General features: G+C 40.1%; 14 protein-coding genes. 7 read left to right on the top strand and 7 right to left on the bottom strand.

What is annotated here, in order from left to right; translation table 11 throughout:
• Nucleotides 1–55: 55 nt before the first annotated feature.
• Both AC0KVP_RS06310 and AC0KVP_RS06305 read left to right on the top strand, forming a co-directional pair.
• Nucleotides 56–496, top strand: coding sequence for a phosphohydrolase (locus tag AC0KVP_RS06310; protein WP_078388764.1), 441 nt, complete (start codon nt 56–58; stop codon nt 494–496).
• A gap of 102 nt (nt 497–598) precedes the next feature.
• Nucleotides 599–1,507, top strand: a complete 909-nt coding sequence (locus AC0KVP_RS06305) for a LysR family transcriptional regulator (RefSeq protein WP_004981950.1) — start codon at nt 599–601, stop codon at nt 1,505–1,507.
• Between the two features lie 302 nt (nt 1,508–1,809).
• Here the strand turns inward: AC0KVP_RS06305 and map are convergent, their stop codons facing one another.
• Nucleotides 1,810–2,604 carry a type I methionyl aminopeptidase gene (gene map, locus AC0KVP_RS06300; protein ID WP_473339702.1) on the bottom strand — a complete coding sequence of 265 codons (795 nt, stop codon included), beginning with the start codon at nt 2,602–2,604 and terminating at the stop codon, nt 1,810–1,812.
• 350 nt (nt 2,605–2,954) lie between these two features.
• On the opposite strand from map, the gene brnQ reads away from it, so the two are divergent.
• Entirely contained in the window at nt 2,955–4,241 is a 1,287-nt protein-coding gene (gene brnQ, locus AC0KVP_RS06295) for a branched-chain amino acid transport system II carrier protein (RefSeq protein WP_004981952.1), read from the top strand.
• 492 nt (nt 4,242–4,733) lie between these two features.
• Complete coding sequence (locus tag AC0KVP_RS06290) at nt 4,734–4,970, top strand: hypothetical protein (RefSeq protein WP_004696541.1); 237 nt, start codon at nt 4,734–4,736, stop codon at nt 4,968–4,970.
• Between the two features lie 67 nt (nt 4,971–5,037).
• Here the strand turns inward: AC0KVP_RS06290 and AC0KVP_RS06285 are convergent, their stop codons facing one another.
• Nucleotides 5,038–5,496: a hypothetical protein gene (locus tag AC0KVP_RS06285; RefSeq protein WP_473339700.1), complete on the bottom strand. Its 459-nt coding sequence runs from the start codon at nt 5,494–5,496 to the stop codon at nt 5,038–5,040.
• Nucleotides 5,497–5,619: 123 nt separating this feature from the next.
• On the opposite strand from AC0KVP_RS06285, the gene AC0KVP_RS06280 reads away from it, so the two are divergent.
• The 3 genes from AC0KVP_RS06280 to AC0KVP_RS06270 all read left to right on the top strand — a co-directional run bounded on the left by AC0KVP_RS06280 (nt 5,620) and on the right by AC0KVP_RS06270 (nt 8,760).
• Nucleotides 5,620–6,477: an alpha/beta hydrolase family protein gene (locus AC0KVP_RS06280; protein WP_473339698.1), complete on the top strand. Its 858-nt coding sequence runs from the start codon at nt 5,620–5,622 to the stop codon at nt 6,475–6,477.
• Nucleotides 6,478–6,693: 216 nt separating this feature from the next.
• Nucleotides 6,694–8,058, top strand: a complete 1,365-nt coding sequence (locus tag AC0KVP_RS06275) for an amino acid permease (protein ID WP_004981955.1) — start codon at nt 6,694–6,696, stop codon at nt 8,056–8,058.
• 216 nt (nt 8,059–8,274) lie between these two features.
• Nucleotides 8,275–8,760 carry an Lrp/AsnC family transcriptional regulator gene (locus AC0KVP_RS06270; protein WP_004696532.1) on the top strand — a complete coding sequence of 162 codons (486 nt, stop codon included), beginning with the start codon at nt 8,275–8,277 and terminating at the stop codon, nt 8,758–8,760.
• A gap of 232 nt (nt 8,761–8,992) precedes the next feature.
• Here AC0KVP_RS06270 and gltS read toward each other — a convergent pair whose 3' ends face one another.
• From gltS to AC0KVP_RS06245, 5 genes are all read right to left on the bottom strand, one after another.
• On the bottom strand, nt 8,993–10,216 hold the full coding sequence (gltS, locus tag AC0KVP_RS06265; RefSeq protein WP_473339696.1) for a sodium/glutamate symporter: 1,224 nt from the start codon (nt 10,214–10,216) through the stop codon (nt 8,993–8,995).
• Between the two features lie 203 nt (nt 10,217–10,419).
• Nucleotides 10,420–12,633 carry a TonB-dependent siderophore receptor gene (locus tag AC0KVP_RS06260; RefSeq protein ID WP_473339693.1) on the bottom strand — a complete coding sequence of 738 codons (2,214 nt, stop codon included), beginning with the start codon at nt 12,631–12,633 and terminating at the stop codon, nt 10,420–10,422.
• Between the two features lie 543 nt (nt 12,634–13,176).
• Nucleotides 13,177–14,109 carry an IS5 family transposase gene (locus tag AC0KVP_RS06255; RefSeq protein ID WP_473336427.1) on the bottom strand — a complete coding sequence of 311 codons (933 nt, stop codon included), beginning with the start codon at nt 14,107–14,109 and terminating at the stop codon, nt 13,177–13,179.
• The gene (locus AC0KVP_RS06250; RefSeq protein ID WP_473339691.1) at nt 14,106–14,291 is read right to left on the bottom strand and encodes a hypothetical protein; all 186 of its coding nucleotides are present in this window, start codon (nt 14,289–14,291) and stop codon (nt 14,106–14,108) included. The genes AC0KVP_RS06255 and AC0KVP_RS06250 overlap by 4 nt, the downstream gene beginning before the upstream one ends.
• Before the next feature lie 69 nt (nt 14,292–14,360).
• Nucleotides 14,361–17,000 (bottom strand): bifunctional aconitate hydratase 2/2-methylisocitrate dehydratase, encoded by a 2,640-nt coding sequence (locus AC0KVP_RS06245; protein ID WP_473339688.1) that lies wholly within the window; start codon nt 16,998–17,000, stop codon nt 14,361–14,363.
• Between the last annotated feature and the right edge of the window lie 40 nt (nt 17,001–17,040).

Here is a 17,040-nt window from a genome sequence, read left to right as displayed (position 1 = left end):
TTTTTAAACAAAGATGCTGCGAAGTTTAGCATAGGATAAAGTACCTAGAATAATCATGTCGACTTTAGAAAAAGCCATTGCACTGGCTGCAACCCAACATGCGGGGCAACTCGATAAGGGCGGACAACCTTACATCTTGCATCCACTTCGCCTAATGTTGCAATTTTCCAATCCCACCCTACAAATCATTGCGGTGTTGCATGACATTTTGGAAGACACCGCAACGACTGCTGAAGACTTAAAAGCGCTTGGCTTTAGTGCCGAGATCATTCAATCCATACAAGCACTGACCAAACAAACAGGTGAATCACGTTTGGAAGCGGCTAAGCGCACTGTATTAAACCCTCTTGCAACCCAAGTAAAATATGTCGATGTACTCGATAATATGAACCTTACGCGCATAAACAATCCAACAGCACACGACTTTGCACGACTTGAAGAATATAAAGTGGTGCTTGAAATACTCAAACAAGCGAAAACTCAGCGAAACCCTTAAAATAGCTGAGTATTTTCAATTAAATCTCTACAATTTCAAAATTGACAAACTGCAACGATCACTTTTTAATTAAGCCTATCGTTGCACAAATGGACATCGTGAATGTTAAGCGATTTAGATGATTTTTATTGTTTTGCTCAAGTGGTTGAACATGGTGGTTTTAGCGCAGCCGAACGCGCAACAGATATTCCCAAATCCAAGCTCAGTCGACGCGTGTATAATCTCGAAGAGCGCTTGGGTGTACGCCTAATTCAACGCAGCTCTCGCCATTTCGCAGTGACTGATATTGGTATGAATATTTACCGTCATGCGCAAGTGATGATGAATGCTGCACAAGCCGCACACGATTTGGTCGATCATCTCAGTTTACAACCGCGTGGTGTCATTAAACTCAGCCTGCCTGTATCGATTGCACAAAACGAAATTGCACGCATTTTACCAAGCTTCTTAAAAACCTATCCCGAAATTAAAGTGCAAATGATGGTGACCAATCGCCGTGTGGATATTATTAACGAAGGTTTTGACATCGCGCTACGGGTTCGCTCCAACCTAGACGATGATCCAAGTTTGGTGATTCGTAAATTTGAAAATATCGAGCAGCATTTATTTGCCAGCCAAGCCTACTTGAATGAATTTGGCGAACTAAAACAACCTGAAGATTTAAGCCAACATCATATACTGAGTATGGTTGATGAGCATTTAGATCAACATATCATCGTACATAATGATGCGCAGCAACAAAAGAAAATACGCGTCAATCCTGTCGTGATGGGCTCTGATTTGAGCATGTTGGCTCAACTGGTCCGTAAAAACTGCGGCATTGCCTTACTTCCAGACAGCATCGTACAAGATATGGTGAAAAGTGGTGAACTGGTTCGTGTACTGCCCGACTGGAAAGCACCACACGGTATTTTTCATGCGGTGTATCCTTCACGCCGTGGTTTACTGCCTGCTGTCCGTGTGTTTATTGACTATTTAATCGAACACCTCAGCTCAAATAAATCACTATAAACCCAGCACATGCTCAATCACATTGAGCCAATCCATTAGACAAAAAAAAGAGCTTAACCGAGGTGGATAAGCTCATAAACTTTCAAAATAAGAAACCACAGCGAGTATCTTGGAAACAATTTTAGTGACAAAATGAAGTCTAGACCAATAGCTTACATGTATAAGTTTTAATCAGATAATATCAAAAACCCGATAGATAAAGGGTTTCAGAAATATCAGTTATTGCTTTTAAGACTTAATTTAGCTTTTAGGCCACAAAGCTAGACCAAAGTCTAAAATTTAATCACCGACAAAACATCAACTTAAATTTCTGGATAAGTGCCCGTGCCTTCAGGCCAAGGTGATAATAACTCAAAACCTGTTTCAGTCACGAGTACCATATGCTCCCACTGCGCAGTTAAAGATTTATCGGCAGTCACGACTGTCCAACCATCCTTGAGCTCTTTGACATGCGCTTTACCCATATTAATCATCGGCTCAATCGTAAACACCATGCCCGCTTTAAGCTGCATTCCCTTACCTGGTTGCCCGTAGTGCAATACGCTTGGCTGTTCGTGATAAACCTTGCCGATACCATGACCACAATATTCACGTACCACACTATAGCCTTCACGGTGCGCAACTGTTTGAATGGCATAACCAATATCACCAAGCGTTGCACCTTGCTTTACAGCATGAATACCTGCAACCATCGCCTCATAAGTGGTATCGACTAGCTTTTTGGCTTCTGGTTTCACTGTACCCACGTAATACATACGACTGGTATCACCAAAGTAGCCATCTTTAATAATCGCCACATCAATATTAATAATATCGCCATCTTTGAGTACAACATTCGGCGATGGAATACCGTGACAGACCACTTCATTTGGAGAAATACAGGTGGTTTTGGTATAGCCATGATAACCAATATTGGCAGGCGTCACTTTTAAGGTATTTACAATGAAGTCATGACAAATATCATCTAGATATTCAGTTGTGACTCCTGGCTTTACACGTTCACCAATCATCGCTAAAACTTCGGCAGCCAAACGACCAGATATACGAAGTTTTTCTAAATCTTGTTCAGTTTTTATGCTCACATTTAAGCCACGCATTGAAATATCCTCAATTATGAAGTCGCAAGTATAGACCTTTTCTCAATATTTTTGTTCAAACTTAAATCTTAGGCTAGCCTTCAACAGCCAATCTTTAAAAAGTTTGTGTGATTTTAAAGCATTTGCACTACGACTTTTAATTTAGAAAAAACAGTAACTCAAGCTTTTAATATTTATAATTTTTCTATTTTAAAATGGATAATCAATCACATATATCAACCTATTTTTTACAAGTTGATATATTCACTTTTCATCTTATAAAAAAATTTAATACTACCCATGAAATAAATTAGCCAAAAAAACACATATGCACTAAAATCGTCCCCTTTGTTCAACTCGATCTCCCTTTTATGACAAGTCTGCGTACTCGGGATATTGTTGCTTTGGGTTTTATGACTTTCGCACTCTTCATTGGTGCGGGCAACATTATCTTTCCACCGATTGTGGCTCAACAAGCGGGTGAGCATGTATGGTTAGCAGCTTTTGGTTTCTTAATCACTGCTGTCGGCTTACCTGTAATCACTATTATTGCGCTGTCACGTGTCGAAGGTTCGATTCAAATTTTAAGTTCACCTTTGGGTAAAATAGCCAGCCTCATTTTAACCATTACGTGTTACTTAACTGTCGGGCCACTCTTTGCGACACCACGTACTGCAACCGTTTCTTATGAAATTGGTTTTTCATCTTATCTTGGAACATCAAGCAGCAGCTTACTGATCTACAGTGCAATCTACTTTAGTGTAGTCACCCTTATTTCACTGTATCCAAACAAGATTTTAGACACGGTTGGTTATGTACTCTCGCCACTGAAGATTTTATCTTTGGCCATCCTTGGCATTGCGGCGATGATGATTCCAACGGGTTTTGTTCCGCCAGCCATCAATAATTATGTCGACAGCCCTGTTTCTGAAGGTTTTGTAAATGGTTATTTAACCATGGACACCTTAGGTGCTTTGGTTTTTGGTATTGTAATTATTCAAGCCATTCGTTCACGCGGTGTCAGCAACCCTAAACTGATTACACGTTATGCGGTTATTGCGAGTATCATTTCTGGTATTGGTTTAACTGTCGTTTACCTTAGCTTATTTAAACTTGGCCTTGGAAGCCATGAAGTCGCAGCAAATGCGAGCAATGGTGCAGTGATCCTGCATGCATATGTTCAACATGCATTTGGTGACTTAGGTTCTATCTTCCTTTCTGCTATGATTTTTATTGCGTGTATGGTCACTGCGATTGGCCTGACCTGTGCGTGTGCTGAATATTTCAGTTCAATCACTAAAATTGGCTATAAAGTTTGGGTCTTCATTCTGATTGGTTTCTCTTTCATTATTTCAAACTTAGGTTTAACCAAACTCATCGCCTTTTCTGTGCCTGTTTTAAGTGCAATTTATCCACCTGCAATTGTGGTGATTATGCTGAGCTTTGGCTGGAAATTCTTTAATCATCCTCGCCGAGTGATTGCACCTGTTACAGCAGTGTCTTTGGTCTTTGGTCTTCTAGATGGTTTAAAAGTTGCAAACTTTGAACTGCCTTATGCGCTGACTCACTTACCTCTTGCAGAACAAAACCTTGCATGGCTTATCCCATCATTGGTGGTTTTTGTAATTGCTGTTGTAATCGACAAAGTGAAAAAGTAAGCAAAAGCTGATGTTGTTAAAGTCTGGTTTTACCCAAACCTGATTTTAAGCATGATCAATATTTGTCACATTTTATCCAAATGGACACATATTGTTTCATTTCTTTCTACATCAGTTTTTGTACATACTGACACATTTCATATACACCGCTAAAGTCGTATATCAACACCTTCATATCTCTTATAAATTTAATATTAGAAAATAAAAACTCTTTAAAGCCTGTCCTAGCAAGCCATTCATGGCATCAATATTGCTTTATACAATCTATGTATAAGCTTACATACATCATTTATTTGTCATCTTATACGGTAACGAAATACTATTTATTCACTAAAAAAATGCTACATACATATTTTCTGATTGGTATAGCATAATTTCTCTGAAAAATAGTTGTTTTTGCTCTTGATCAACGCAAGTTTTAGCAGTACAACATTAAGAACTAATCCGACTAAACACATTGGTTTTTAGTCAAAAACTCAAGGAGGGATGGAGATGTTATCATTACATTTCAACAAGCAAGTCTTCATTAACGCTCTGAAGGCAAACAAGAATATGGTGACGTATTTAAGTACCACCATTGCCCTAATGGTCATTATGATCATGCATGGCTTAATTCAAGGTAACCTTAAAGCTGAATATTTTGCTTACGCTATCGTCGTATCATTTGCCTTTTATTTATGGGCAGTCGTCGATCAAAAATTCCGAAAGGCCACACAGTCAATTGACTAGCAAACAGGTGGATGATTAGTCATCCACCTTTGTAAAAGTATAAAAATTAAAAAACTATAAGAACAACTTAAAACACACCTAAAAACATTCCCCACAACAAGCCTAACGTCGCCACAATCTCCCCCACAACCAATGCCATCATTGCCATCAGCATGATTGATTTGGGTAAAGTCCATTTGCCTAAAACATGTGGACTACGAAATTGGTTATTGGTGTCTTGTAATAGCCCATGCACAATATAGCTCAGTATCGAAAAGCTAAAAAAGAATAAATTAATTCCCACAAACAGCATATTCACAGGCTCTGTCCAGACTGAAATTGCGGCCATTACCGCAATAATTAAACTTGCAGGTGCATATAGCAAACTGCTGCGGTGTGCGATATCAACATAATAGTGCGCGCGAAACTGTGGTGAATGGCGAATTTGCGCATATTTCCATACCCCTGTCAGCATTCCAACAAAAAGAAAAATCCCACTAAACAAAAGTGCAAATTTTACCGACATATCTAATTCAACAAACTGCATGTGGTTTCCTTTTTTATTTTCACTCTATTCTATACAGATCTACTTGACTTCAAAGTCATAGATTAGACCAGTTTCTTTTTGGAACTTAGGTAGAGTAGAAAAAACTTCAATACTTAACCGATTATGCAAAATTACGAAACTTTAGCTATTACCTGCTCTGACCATTATTCACTCAGTGGACGCTTTTATGCAGCCCAAAGTACACAACAAGCCCTACCTGTTTTAATCTGCCCTGCCACAGGTATTACCCAGCAGTTTTACCACCATTTTGCATCATGGCTTGCAGAACAAGGCTATGCCGTTTTGGTTTTTGACTTTCGCGGTATTGGTGAGTCTCTGCATGAACCACTGAAAAAGTCGAAAGCCAGTATCGTGCAATGGGGGCAATTAGATATCCCAGCAGCGATGGAGGTGCTATTGAATAAGACCCAAGCAACACAAGTGATCTTGCTCGGTCATAGTGCAGGCGGGCAACTATTAGGTATTAACCCAAACTATGAAAAAGTCGCAAAAGTCGTTGCTGTTGCAGGCTCAACCGGACACGTAAAAGATTTGAAAGGTCGTACCAAACTCTTGGCTCCTGTGATGTTTAAAATGATCTTTCCTATTGCACGTTATACCTTAGGCTATGGACCGACCAATGCCATTGGCATGGGCGAAAACCTACCCAAAGATGTGGCGCGTGATTGGGCACAGTTTTGCAGCAAACCGGGTTATGTAATCAATGCCTTCGGCAAAACAGTAAAAGATGACTTCCACCGTGATATTCGCTGTCCAATCACAGCCATTTGGGCCTCGGATGATGAAATTGCCACGCAAGTGAATGTTAAAGGCTTACTCAGCCTTTACCCAAATGCACAAACAGATCAAATTGAACTCAAACCACAGGCATATGGCCACAAAGCCATTGGTCATATGGCAATGTTTAAGCGTTCCCATCAAAACTTATGGCCTGAAATTGCAGCACAGCTTTCATCTTAAGGCGGCACATATCAAGCCAAGCCTATCGCCAGTTCAAGCAGCACTTGCTTGACTGGCTTTATTTTCACCGCAAAATTGCAGCTTTCAGATAAAAACCAACGCTATTGATAAATTTAATTTCATTAATCGATAAATAAATATTATATTTCCACCACGAATTTTTATTAAGTCATAGTTCATGTGATGTCTATCGCATGTGCTAGAGATGGATGAATCATGTCTGCACAACAGCAACCCCAGCTTAAGCATGGGCTGAGCAACCGCCATATTCAGCTGATTGCTTTAGGCGGCTCTATTGGTACAGGCCTATTTTTAGGTATTTCGCAAACCATTAAACTGGCTGGCCCTTCCGTTATTTTAGGCTACGCACTGGCGGGCTTAATTGCATTTTTCATGATGCGCCAGTTGGGTGAAATGGTGGTTGAAGAACCCGTGAGTGGCTCTTTTAGTTATTTTGCCTATAAGTTTTGGAGCCCTTTTGCCGGCTTTATGTCGGGCTGGAATTATTGGGTACTCAATGTCTTGGTCTGTATGGCGGAACTCAGTGCCATCGGCCTCTATGTCCAGTATTGGTGGCCTGAAATTCCCACATGGATCTCAGCGCTTGGTTTCTTTGTACTGATCAATGCCATCAACCTGCTGCATGTCAAAGTCTTTGGTGAAACAGAATTTTTATTCTCCATGATTAAAATTCTCGCAATCATTGGCATGATTGGATATGGCGCTTGGTTACTGGCAAGTGGTCACGGTGGTGCACATGCCTCTATTTCCAACCTCTGGGCTCTAGGCGGTTTCTTTCCCAATGGGATTTCCGGCTTAATCATGGCGATGGCCATCATTATGTTTTCCTTTGGCGGGATTGAACTCGTTGGTATAGCAGCTGCGGAAACTAAAAATCCGACCACAACTATTCCTAAAGCAGTCAATCAAATTGTCTACCGTGTATTGCTGTTTTATGTGCTTACGATCATTGTTCTGCTCTCATTGTTTCCATGGAATCAAATCGCAGAAGGCGGTAGTCCTTTTGTTTTGATATTTGACTCCTTAGGTAGTCAAGGCGTTGCAACTGTGCTGAATTTTGTGGTCTTAACCGCAGCTATATCGGTGTATAACGGCACCAGCTACGGCACGAGTCGTATGCTGCTAGGTCTGGCAGAACAAGGCAATGCCCCACAATTTTTAAAGAAAATTAACCAACGCGGCATTCCTTATGCAGCCATTTTATGCTCTGCGTTGGTGACCTTACTGTGTGTCGTATTGAATTATATCTTCCCAGAAAAAGCCTTTAAGCTGCTAATGAGCCTTGTGGTTTCTGCCATTGTGATTAACTGGATGATGTTGGCGTTGACCCATTTAAAATTCAAGCAACGTATGCTGGCATTGCAAAAATCAACCTTGTTTCCAACTTTGATTTACCCTATCAGCAACTATATCTGTATTGTATTTATGCTTGGTATTTTAGTGGTGATGTGGCTCACACCTGATATGCGAATTGCAGTGATGCTGATTCCACTTTGGATTGGCTGCTTAACCCTAACGTATTGGTTTAAACAAAGATCAAAAACGCAAAAAATACAATAAATAAGTCAGCAAACAGCGCCGTTAAAAGGCACCCTTCCCTTTAAGGGCGCTGGTTGCAAATCAAAGCCAATTTCCCAAATGACTTTGATTGAATCACTTTATTGTAGTCATGACCGATGCAGAGTGTTTCTCTTTTATTTGCTTATTTTGAGTATTTATTGAGAAACATTTTCACATAAAATAGTTTATAAAGAAAATTATACGCAGGAATACGTTATGAATGACGCTCACTACGTTTTAGATAAAATTGACCGCCGTATTTTGTCTGAACTTCGCCAAGATGGCCGTCTGACCGTTACCCAGTTGGCTGAGAAAGTTGGGCTGTCCTCTTCTCCTTGCTGGACACGTGTAAAACGCCTAGAAAATCTCAATATCATTGAAGGATATACAGCAAAGATTAATTCAAAAGCGATTGGGATTAATGAGCTGTTTTTTATTGAAATTACGCTTGAACGCCATGATGATGAAATCTTAGAACAATTTAGTGAAGCACTGGCTTACATGCCTGAAGTGGTTGAAGCCCATTTAGTGACTGGCGATTACGACTATTTACTCAAAGTTGCCGTGAAAAATGCAGAACACTATGAACGCTTTTTGCGTAAAAACTTATACTCAATGAAAGGTGTACGTCATACACGCTCAATTTTTGCCTTACGCCCTTTGAAGCTCGAAAATAAATCAGACCTCATTATGATTGAGTGATTACTGCAAATATTGTGTAAATGTGGTTTAATACACGCAGTATGAGATGAGCCTCTTACAGTATGTGCCTTAGATGTGCATACGACTAGCCCCTAACCATGGGGCTTTTTAATGTCTATAAGTTTTAAAATACTGATATTTTAGATAGTGAAAATCATTCCAATGCACAACCGTAACCAATAAAAAAGCACCCTAAAGTGCTTTTTTATTAACGATATCATCTCTAAAAATATTAACCCAAAATACCAATTGAGAGCTGAATCACAAAAGCATTCACAATATCGACAAAGAATGCGCCCGTCAGCGGAATGATCAAAAAGGCTTTATGGGATGGTCCATAGGTATTGGTTACCGCTTGAATATTGGCAATTGCTGTCGGTGTCGCACCTAAGTTGACACCACATTGGCCTGCACAAAGTACCGCAGCATCATAGTTCTTACCCATCACACGAAAAGTCACAAAGTACAAATAAAGTGCTAAGAACAGTGTTTGAACAATCAGGATAATCACTAGAGGGCCAGCCAAATCTGCCAACAACCAAAGCTGTAAGGACATCAACGCCATGGCTAAAAACAGTGCCAGTGAAGCATTGCCAAATACATCGATGCAGCGGTCAAAGACCTGAACTTTCAAACCATGCTCTAAAATATTACGTAAAACCACACCACACATTAGCGCCCAAACAAAACTTGGTAGCTCAAACCACTGCCCTTTAGCCGCCGCTGTCATGAAGTATGCAAAGCTGATGCAAATTGCAAACATCCCCATGGTTTTGACCGCATCATCTGCCGTAATCAGACGCGTTTTTTCAGGAAATTCAAATGGAGCCGTTTGTGCTGAGGGTGGCGCTTCATTACGCCCTGTTGCAGCTGGAATTTCTTCAGCTAACTGGTAGCGACGTATCAAAAATTTAGCTACAGGCCCGCCCATCATTCCCCCAATGACCAAACCAAATGTTGCACTTGCCATACCCAGTACAATCGCGCCCTGCACACCATGTTCTTGTTCAAATATCGTGCCCCATGCACCTGCTGTCCCATGACCACCTGTGAGTGTGACCGAACCGGTAATTAAACCAATCAGCGGGTCCAGACCTAAAACTTTGGCAAGGCTAATACCGACCACATTTTGCAGCAGGACAAATACAATAACGCAGACTAAAAATATAAGCAGCGACTTCCCACCTTCTTTGAGCTTAACTAAGCTTGCACTTAACCCCACAGAGGTGAAGAACATCAGCATAAAAATTTGCTGAATATTGGTATCAAAGTTGACAGTTATGTTTGAACTTTTAAATAAGATATAAGTGATAACAGCTGCAACCAACCCACCCGCAACAGGTTCTGGAATGTTATATTTTTTTAAAATACTGACTTTATTCACAAATACATAACCAACCAATAGCACAGCAACTGCTGCGACAATGGTCATAAATGCATCGAATTGATAGTTCATGAGGTATCCAATGATGCTTATTGCATTAATTCTAAAACAGATAAGTCAGTGATGAACAGGCTAAAGTTTCTCAATGTACAATTTCTATGCTTTAGATTACATAATGTTTTAAAACTGAGCTCAGTATTTTAAAAATACATAATCTTAAAAAACAAAAAGACCCAATTGGGTCTTTTTATTTTTACAGCAGCGTAACTTTAAAATTAAAATTTATAATGAAAGCTTAATGTTGCATTTCTTGGTTCGCCCCAAATCATTGAATCTGATCCTATTCCATCATAATATTTTTTATCAAATAAATTATTTACATTGAGTTGTGTACTAAAATTTGGATCAAACTTATAACCCAGCATTGCATTTGCAAGATACAAATCACCTCTGTCCACACGCGTCGCACCAGTACCTTTATAAATTTTACTAAAATAATTTAGACCAGCACCGGCATACCATGCTTCATTTTTATATTTAACAAATAAGTCTGCCGTAGTCCGAGAACTGGTAGAGTTATAATCAACACCTTTAGCATCCTTAGCATCAAAATTGGCAACACCAAAGCTAAGCCCCCAATTCTCATTAAGCTCACCATCAATGTTGAGTTCAACCCCTTTACTTGTTACACCTTCAGCCGCAAAATAAGCATTTTCTGGTGTATCAGCCCCGTTGCTATCTTTAACTTTTACTTCTTTTCCATTTGAATCATATAATTGCTCTGCAACATTATCTTGTTCAATCCGGAAGATAGATAAGGCGGCATTTAGCTTTCCATCCAAATATTCACCTTTTAAACCCATTTCATAGCTTTTACCGTCAATAGGATCAAGGTAATTGCCACTTACATCTTTTCTGTTTTGTGGTTTAAAAATACTGGTATAGCTCACGTATGCTGAATAATCTCGCGCAACGTCATAAATAAGGCCAAAGTAAGGTGTAATCTCATTTTTAAACTCTCTATTCCCTTTACCATCTGCTGCTTCGTATTCCCAATTTGAAACACGAACACCTGCAACTGCTTTTAAGGGATCTAAAATATGGAATTTACCTGAAATGTAACCTGCTGTTTGAACCGTGTTATTGAGTACACCTTTTTGATTTTTTTCTATAGGTACAACAATTTGGGTATTCATATCGTTAAAGTTTAATGCATCTACATTTAATACATTCCCCCCCGTATAATAAGAACCACCAAAATTATTTTTCTTTAGTTCAGATTTATTCCATGCCCCTCCAATAACAATCTCTTGCTCACGGCCGGCAAGTGTAAAAGGTGCTGCGATATAAACATCGACGTTATTTTCATCAGTACGCTGATCATCTGCATAAACTGAAACGTTAGGTATAATTGCTAGCGTATTCGTTGCTTTATCTACCTTTCCTGTTGTGTACAATAAGTTTGAAGATGAATCTTCTTGTCTGTATAAATATGAAACGTTTAAGCTTACATCATTAAATAAAGTATGCTTTAAGTCAGCAAAAAGCATTGTTGTTTTTGCGTCCCAATACGTCCAGTCAGAACTAACTGTTAGTGATCGATCAAAATTGGTTCTGGTGCCATCAGTATAAAATGCGGGTAAGCCTCCCCAACGCACACCATCGCGATTCAACTCTTGATAAGATGCTGCGAAAGATAATAATGTTTTATCGCTAATATCATAATCAATTGCGCCATAAACAATATTTCGCTCTTTCTCATAAAAATCCATAAATGAATCTTCATCAGAATGTTTTACGAAGACACGTCCACGAAGTGAACCATCACTATTTAAAGGTGCAGATAGATCTGCCGAGCTTGAATAACTATTCCATGAACCTGCCGATGCACTTACTGATTCAGCAAATTCCCTTGAATTTGCATGCTTACGGATTAAATTAATACCCATTGCTGGGCTTCCAGCTCCAGTCATTAAACCATTAGCACCTTTTACGACTTCAACACGATCATAAATGCTTAAATCTAGGTCAGCTGCCACTAAGTTTGCAGTTGTTGGCTTTCCATCGATAAGGAAATAATCTACATCAAAACCACGTGCATAAGGTCGTTGACGTTCGTCCGTACGCGGAGTAGATACACCTGTAACATTACTCATCAAATCTTGGAAGGACTCAATGTTTCGGTCATCTAAATATTCACGGGTATAGACTTTGACTGTTTGTGGCGTTTCACGCAGTGATAAATTTAACTTGGTTACGGTATTTGTGCTACTCGTCGTATAGCTGCCTGTATTTTCGGTAACTGCTGTTTTATCTTGGGCTGTAAGGGTAATAGTCGCCAACTGTGCATTTGGCTGAGACGTTGCATTCGCCTCCCCCTCTTCCACGGTGTTTGCATGAGTCGTCGACAGCATGGCAGTTGAAGACAGGAAAATGATTTGCATCGCCAAATAGAGTGGCTTTTGCGTAGACAGAGGACGTTTAAACATATCGGGACATTCACAGCTAATGAGAAAAAATAAGACAATGAATTGATAATTTTAAAGTGCGCATGTGCCTACTATGCTTAAGTAAAACAAGCACCTTTGTAGCATCACAAGTACTAAGATTCGTAAAATCCTTTTCGAACATCTCAGTGGTTTGAGTCATTACATATCAATCCATTTCGAAAAATTATAAACAAAAAATAATGCAAGTAATACTAATTATCATTAGCGAATACATCTTTAATTTAGATTTAAGATATTTGTATTGTAGATATACGTTCCTTTTTACAGAAAAAAACTGAGTGAAAAACAAACAACCGATATTTATAATGCTCTAATTTTTTATAATTATAAATATGACAACAAAAAAAATAGACCAAGTGTATTTTGGTCTATTTTTAGCTCATGGTCTTGTCGATGACTTACTCGATGTCATAGACCCAGTTTTTGGCTTGTTGGTCTGTTGTCGTTTCACACACATAGTAGTCTTGATCGGCTTTGTTGCACAAAGATTTAAAAATTAAGATTTCCCATATCTACTCAAATTTAAGTGGCAACTTGGGTGTGAGGTCGGCCTAACTCTGTGAATTTATTTAATACTGCTACACGTGCATGCATCTCATTGACTTGGCTTTGAAAGTTTCTCGAACTGAGTTTATCCCCCAATAATTTGATGCAATGCATCTTAGTTTCGACCAAACTTCGCCGATGATAGCCTGACCATTTTTTCCATAGTGTCCTGCCTAAACGTTTAACTGTTCGAAGTAATTCATTTCGCTCTAGCGAGCTGATCTTTGTATCTTTCCAAGGTTTCGCATTTTTTCTTGGCGGAATCACCGCATGCGCTTGCCGATCTGCAATGACCTGACGGCATTGCTTGGTGTCATAAGCTCCATCGGTATAAACAGAGTCAATCTGATCATCTTGTGGAATCTGATCGAGTAAATCACCAAGCACTTGTGAATCACTCACATTATTTGTAGTGAGTTGAATAGCGCGTATTTGAAGGGTTTCAGCATCTATACCAATATGAAGTTTACGCCATTGGCGACGATATTCAGGTTGGTGTTTCTTACGCTTCCATTCACCTTCGCCTAGAAACTTTAAGCCAGTAGAATCGACGAGTAGCTGGAGACCATTACTGCTTTTTTGATAGTTAATTGCAATATCAATATGCTTTTGTCTTCTGCAGATGGTGGAATAGTCTGGTGCTGTCCAATCTAATCTACAAAGATGAATGAGACTTTGCACAAAGCCAGTGACCATGCGTAAAGACAATCGAAATAGGGATTTGATCATCAGACAGCATTGGATGGCTGTATCTGAATAAGTTTGATTTCGACCATGTTTACCTTTGGGTTGAGCGTACCATTGAGTCTTGGGATCGAACCAAATTGAGAGATTTCCTCGATTTATTAATGCACTGTTATAAGAAGACCAATTGGTTGTACGATAGATTTTAGGTGTGGGCTTATTCATTTGCGAATTATATTGCCGAATAAGACTTTATCGGTAGGTTTGTGCAACAAAGCCTTTTGTGGCTGTAAATTTTGCAACTGTAAAATAAATTTTAATTTATCATTTTTTAATATTTTTCTTAATCCATCCTGATCTAAGATTAGAGTTTCTAATACATCTTCTACAAAAACACCTAAATTCAAATTATTCTCCAAAAAATAAGGGCTGATAAATCAGCCCTTATTTTTAACTCATTAAAACTTAATTATCAATTAAGTCAATTGAGCAGCAGCAATTTTCTTCGTATCAACATTCGCAGCAGCGTCAGTATAGTCGCCCATTTTGTCGAAGCTTAAGTATTGGTAGATGTCAGCAGACATGCTATCAATTTGAGCTGCATACTGTTGGTATTCTTCTGGAGTTGGTAGTTTACCCAATACAGCAGCAACAGAAGCAAGTTCAGCAGACGCTAAGTAAACGTTCGCACCTTGACCTAAACGGTTCGGGAAGTTACGTGTAGAAGTCGATACACATGTTGTGTTCGGAGCTACACGCGCTTGGTTACCCATACATAATGAACAACCTGGCATTTCAGTACGCGCGCCAGCTTTACCATAAGTATTGTAGAAACCTTCTTCCATCAATTGACGTTCGTCCATACGCGTCGGTGGAGCAATCCACAAACGAGTTGAAAGTACGCCACCAGGAACTTTCTCTAACAACTTACCAGTTGCGCGGAAGTGACCGATGTTCGTCATACATGAACCAACGAATACTTCGTCAATTTTCACGCCTTGAACGTCAGAAAGCAATTTCGCATCATCTGGGTCATTCGGGCAGCAAAGCACTGGTTCAGTGATTGTAGAAAGGTCAATTTCATACACTTTCGTGTATTCAGCATCAGCATCAGCTTTAAGAAGTGATGGGTTCGCTAACCATTTTTCCATGTTCTCAACACGACGAGCCATAGTACGCGCATCGCCATAACCTTCAGAAATCATCCACTTCAACATTGTGATGTTTGATTTCAGGTATTCAGCAACTTTCTCTTCAGAAAGCGTGATAGAACAACCCGCAGCAGAACGTTCAGCAGATGCATCAGAAAGTTCGAATGCTTGCTCAACAGTGAGGTCAGTTTCCATTTCTGTTAAGTCGATCTCAAGGATACGACCAGAGAAGATGTTTTTCTTACCTTTCTTCTCTACAGTTAAGTCACCTTGCTGAATCGCAACGTAAGGAATTGCATGTACAAGGTCACGTAGTGTGATACCAGGTTGCATTTTACCTTTGAACTTAACAAGTACAGACTCAGGCATATCCAGTGGCATAACACCAGTCGCAGCAGCGAATGCTACAAGACCAGAACCCGCTGGGAATGAAATACCAATTGGGAAACGAGTATGCGAGTCACCACCAGTACCAACGGTATCTGGAAGAAGCATACGGTTTAACCAAGAGTGAATAATACCGTCACCTGGACGTAAAGATACACCGCCACGGTTCATGATGAAATCAGGAAGCGAGTGTTGCATTTGAACGTCAACTGGTTTTGGATACGCAGCGGTGTGACAGAAAGATTGCATAACAAGGTCAGCAGAGAAACCTAGGCAAGCCAAGTCTTTCAATTCGTCACGAGTCATTGGACCAGTGGTATCTTGCGAACCAACAGTCGTCATCTTAGGTTCACAGTAAGTACCTGGAAGTACGCCTTGACCTTCAGGAAGACCACATGCGCGACCAACCATTTTCTGTGCTTGAGTGAAACCTTTGCCAGTAGCAGCTGGTTGAACTGGAGTACGGAATAAAGTCGATGGAGCAAGACCTAAAGCTTCACGCGCTTTAGTCGTCAAACCACGACCAACGATTAAGTTGATACGACCACCCGCACGTACTTCATCTAGAAGTACTGGAGTTTTAAGTTCAGCTTCAGCAATTACTGCGCCGTCTTTAGTTGCAGTTACTTTTGCAGCAGCATGATCAATGTTAAGAACGATTTCGTCGCCCATGTTCATGTTTGCAACATCAATCTCGATTGGCAACGCGCCAGCATCTTCCATTGTGTTGAAGAAAATCGGAGCGATTTTAGAACCTAAACAGTAACCACCGTCTTTTTTGTTCGGGATGTGTGCAATGTCGTCACCGAAGAACCAAAGTACAGAGTTAGTTGCTGATTTACGGCTTGAACCTGTACCAACAACGTCACCAACGTAAGCAACTTGGTTGCCTTTTGCGATCAAATCTTTGATTTGGTTGAGTGGACCAACTTCACCAGGAACTTCTGGGTTGATACCGTCACGTACGTTTTTCAACATTGCATTTGCGTGCAATGGAATGTCTGGACGGCTCCAAGCATCTTGTGCAGGTGACAAGTCGTCAGTGTTGGTTTCGCCAGTGACTTTGAAAACGGTAAGTTTGATTTCAGTCGGAACGTCTTTACGAGTCGTGAACCATTCAGCGTCAGCCCAAGATTGCATAACCGCTTGTGCATTCACGTTACCCGCTTTTGCTTTATCTGCAACGTCATGGAACGCATCAAATACAAGAAGCGTTTTCTTAAGTGCTTCAGCCGCTAATTCAGCAAGTGCAGCATCGTCAAGAAGAGCAACTAAAGGAGCAACGTTATAACCACCAAGCATAGTGCCTAGTAAGTAAACCGCACGTTCTTTAGAAACTAATGGAGAAGTCGCTTCGCCTTTAGCCAAAGCAGCTAAGAATGCAGCTTTAACATATGCAGCTTGGTCAACACCCGCTGGAACACGGTTTTCTAGTAAATCAACTAAAAATGCTTCTTCGCCAGCTGGTGGGTTTTTTAATAATTCAACTAATGCAGCTGTTTGAGCATCGTCAAGTGGCTTCGGTGGGACTCCGAGTGCGGCACGTTCTGCAACGTGTTGGCGGTAAGCTTCTAGCACGGTGTTATTCCTCTTTTTTAAAAAATTATTTACGTATTCC

This window comes from Acinetobacter sp. DL27, assembly GCF_055810995.1.
This window is presented reverse-complemented; position numbering and strand designations above follow the sequence as displayed.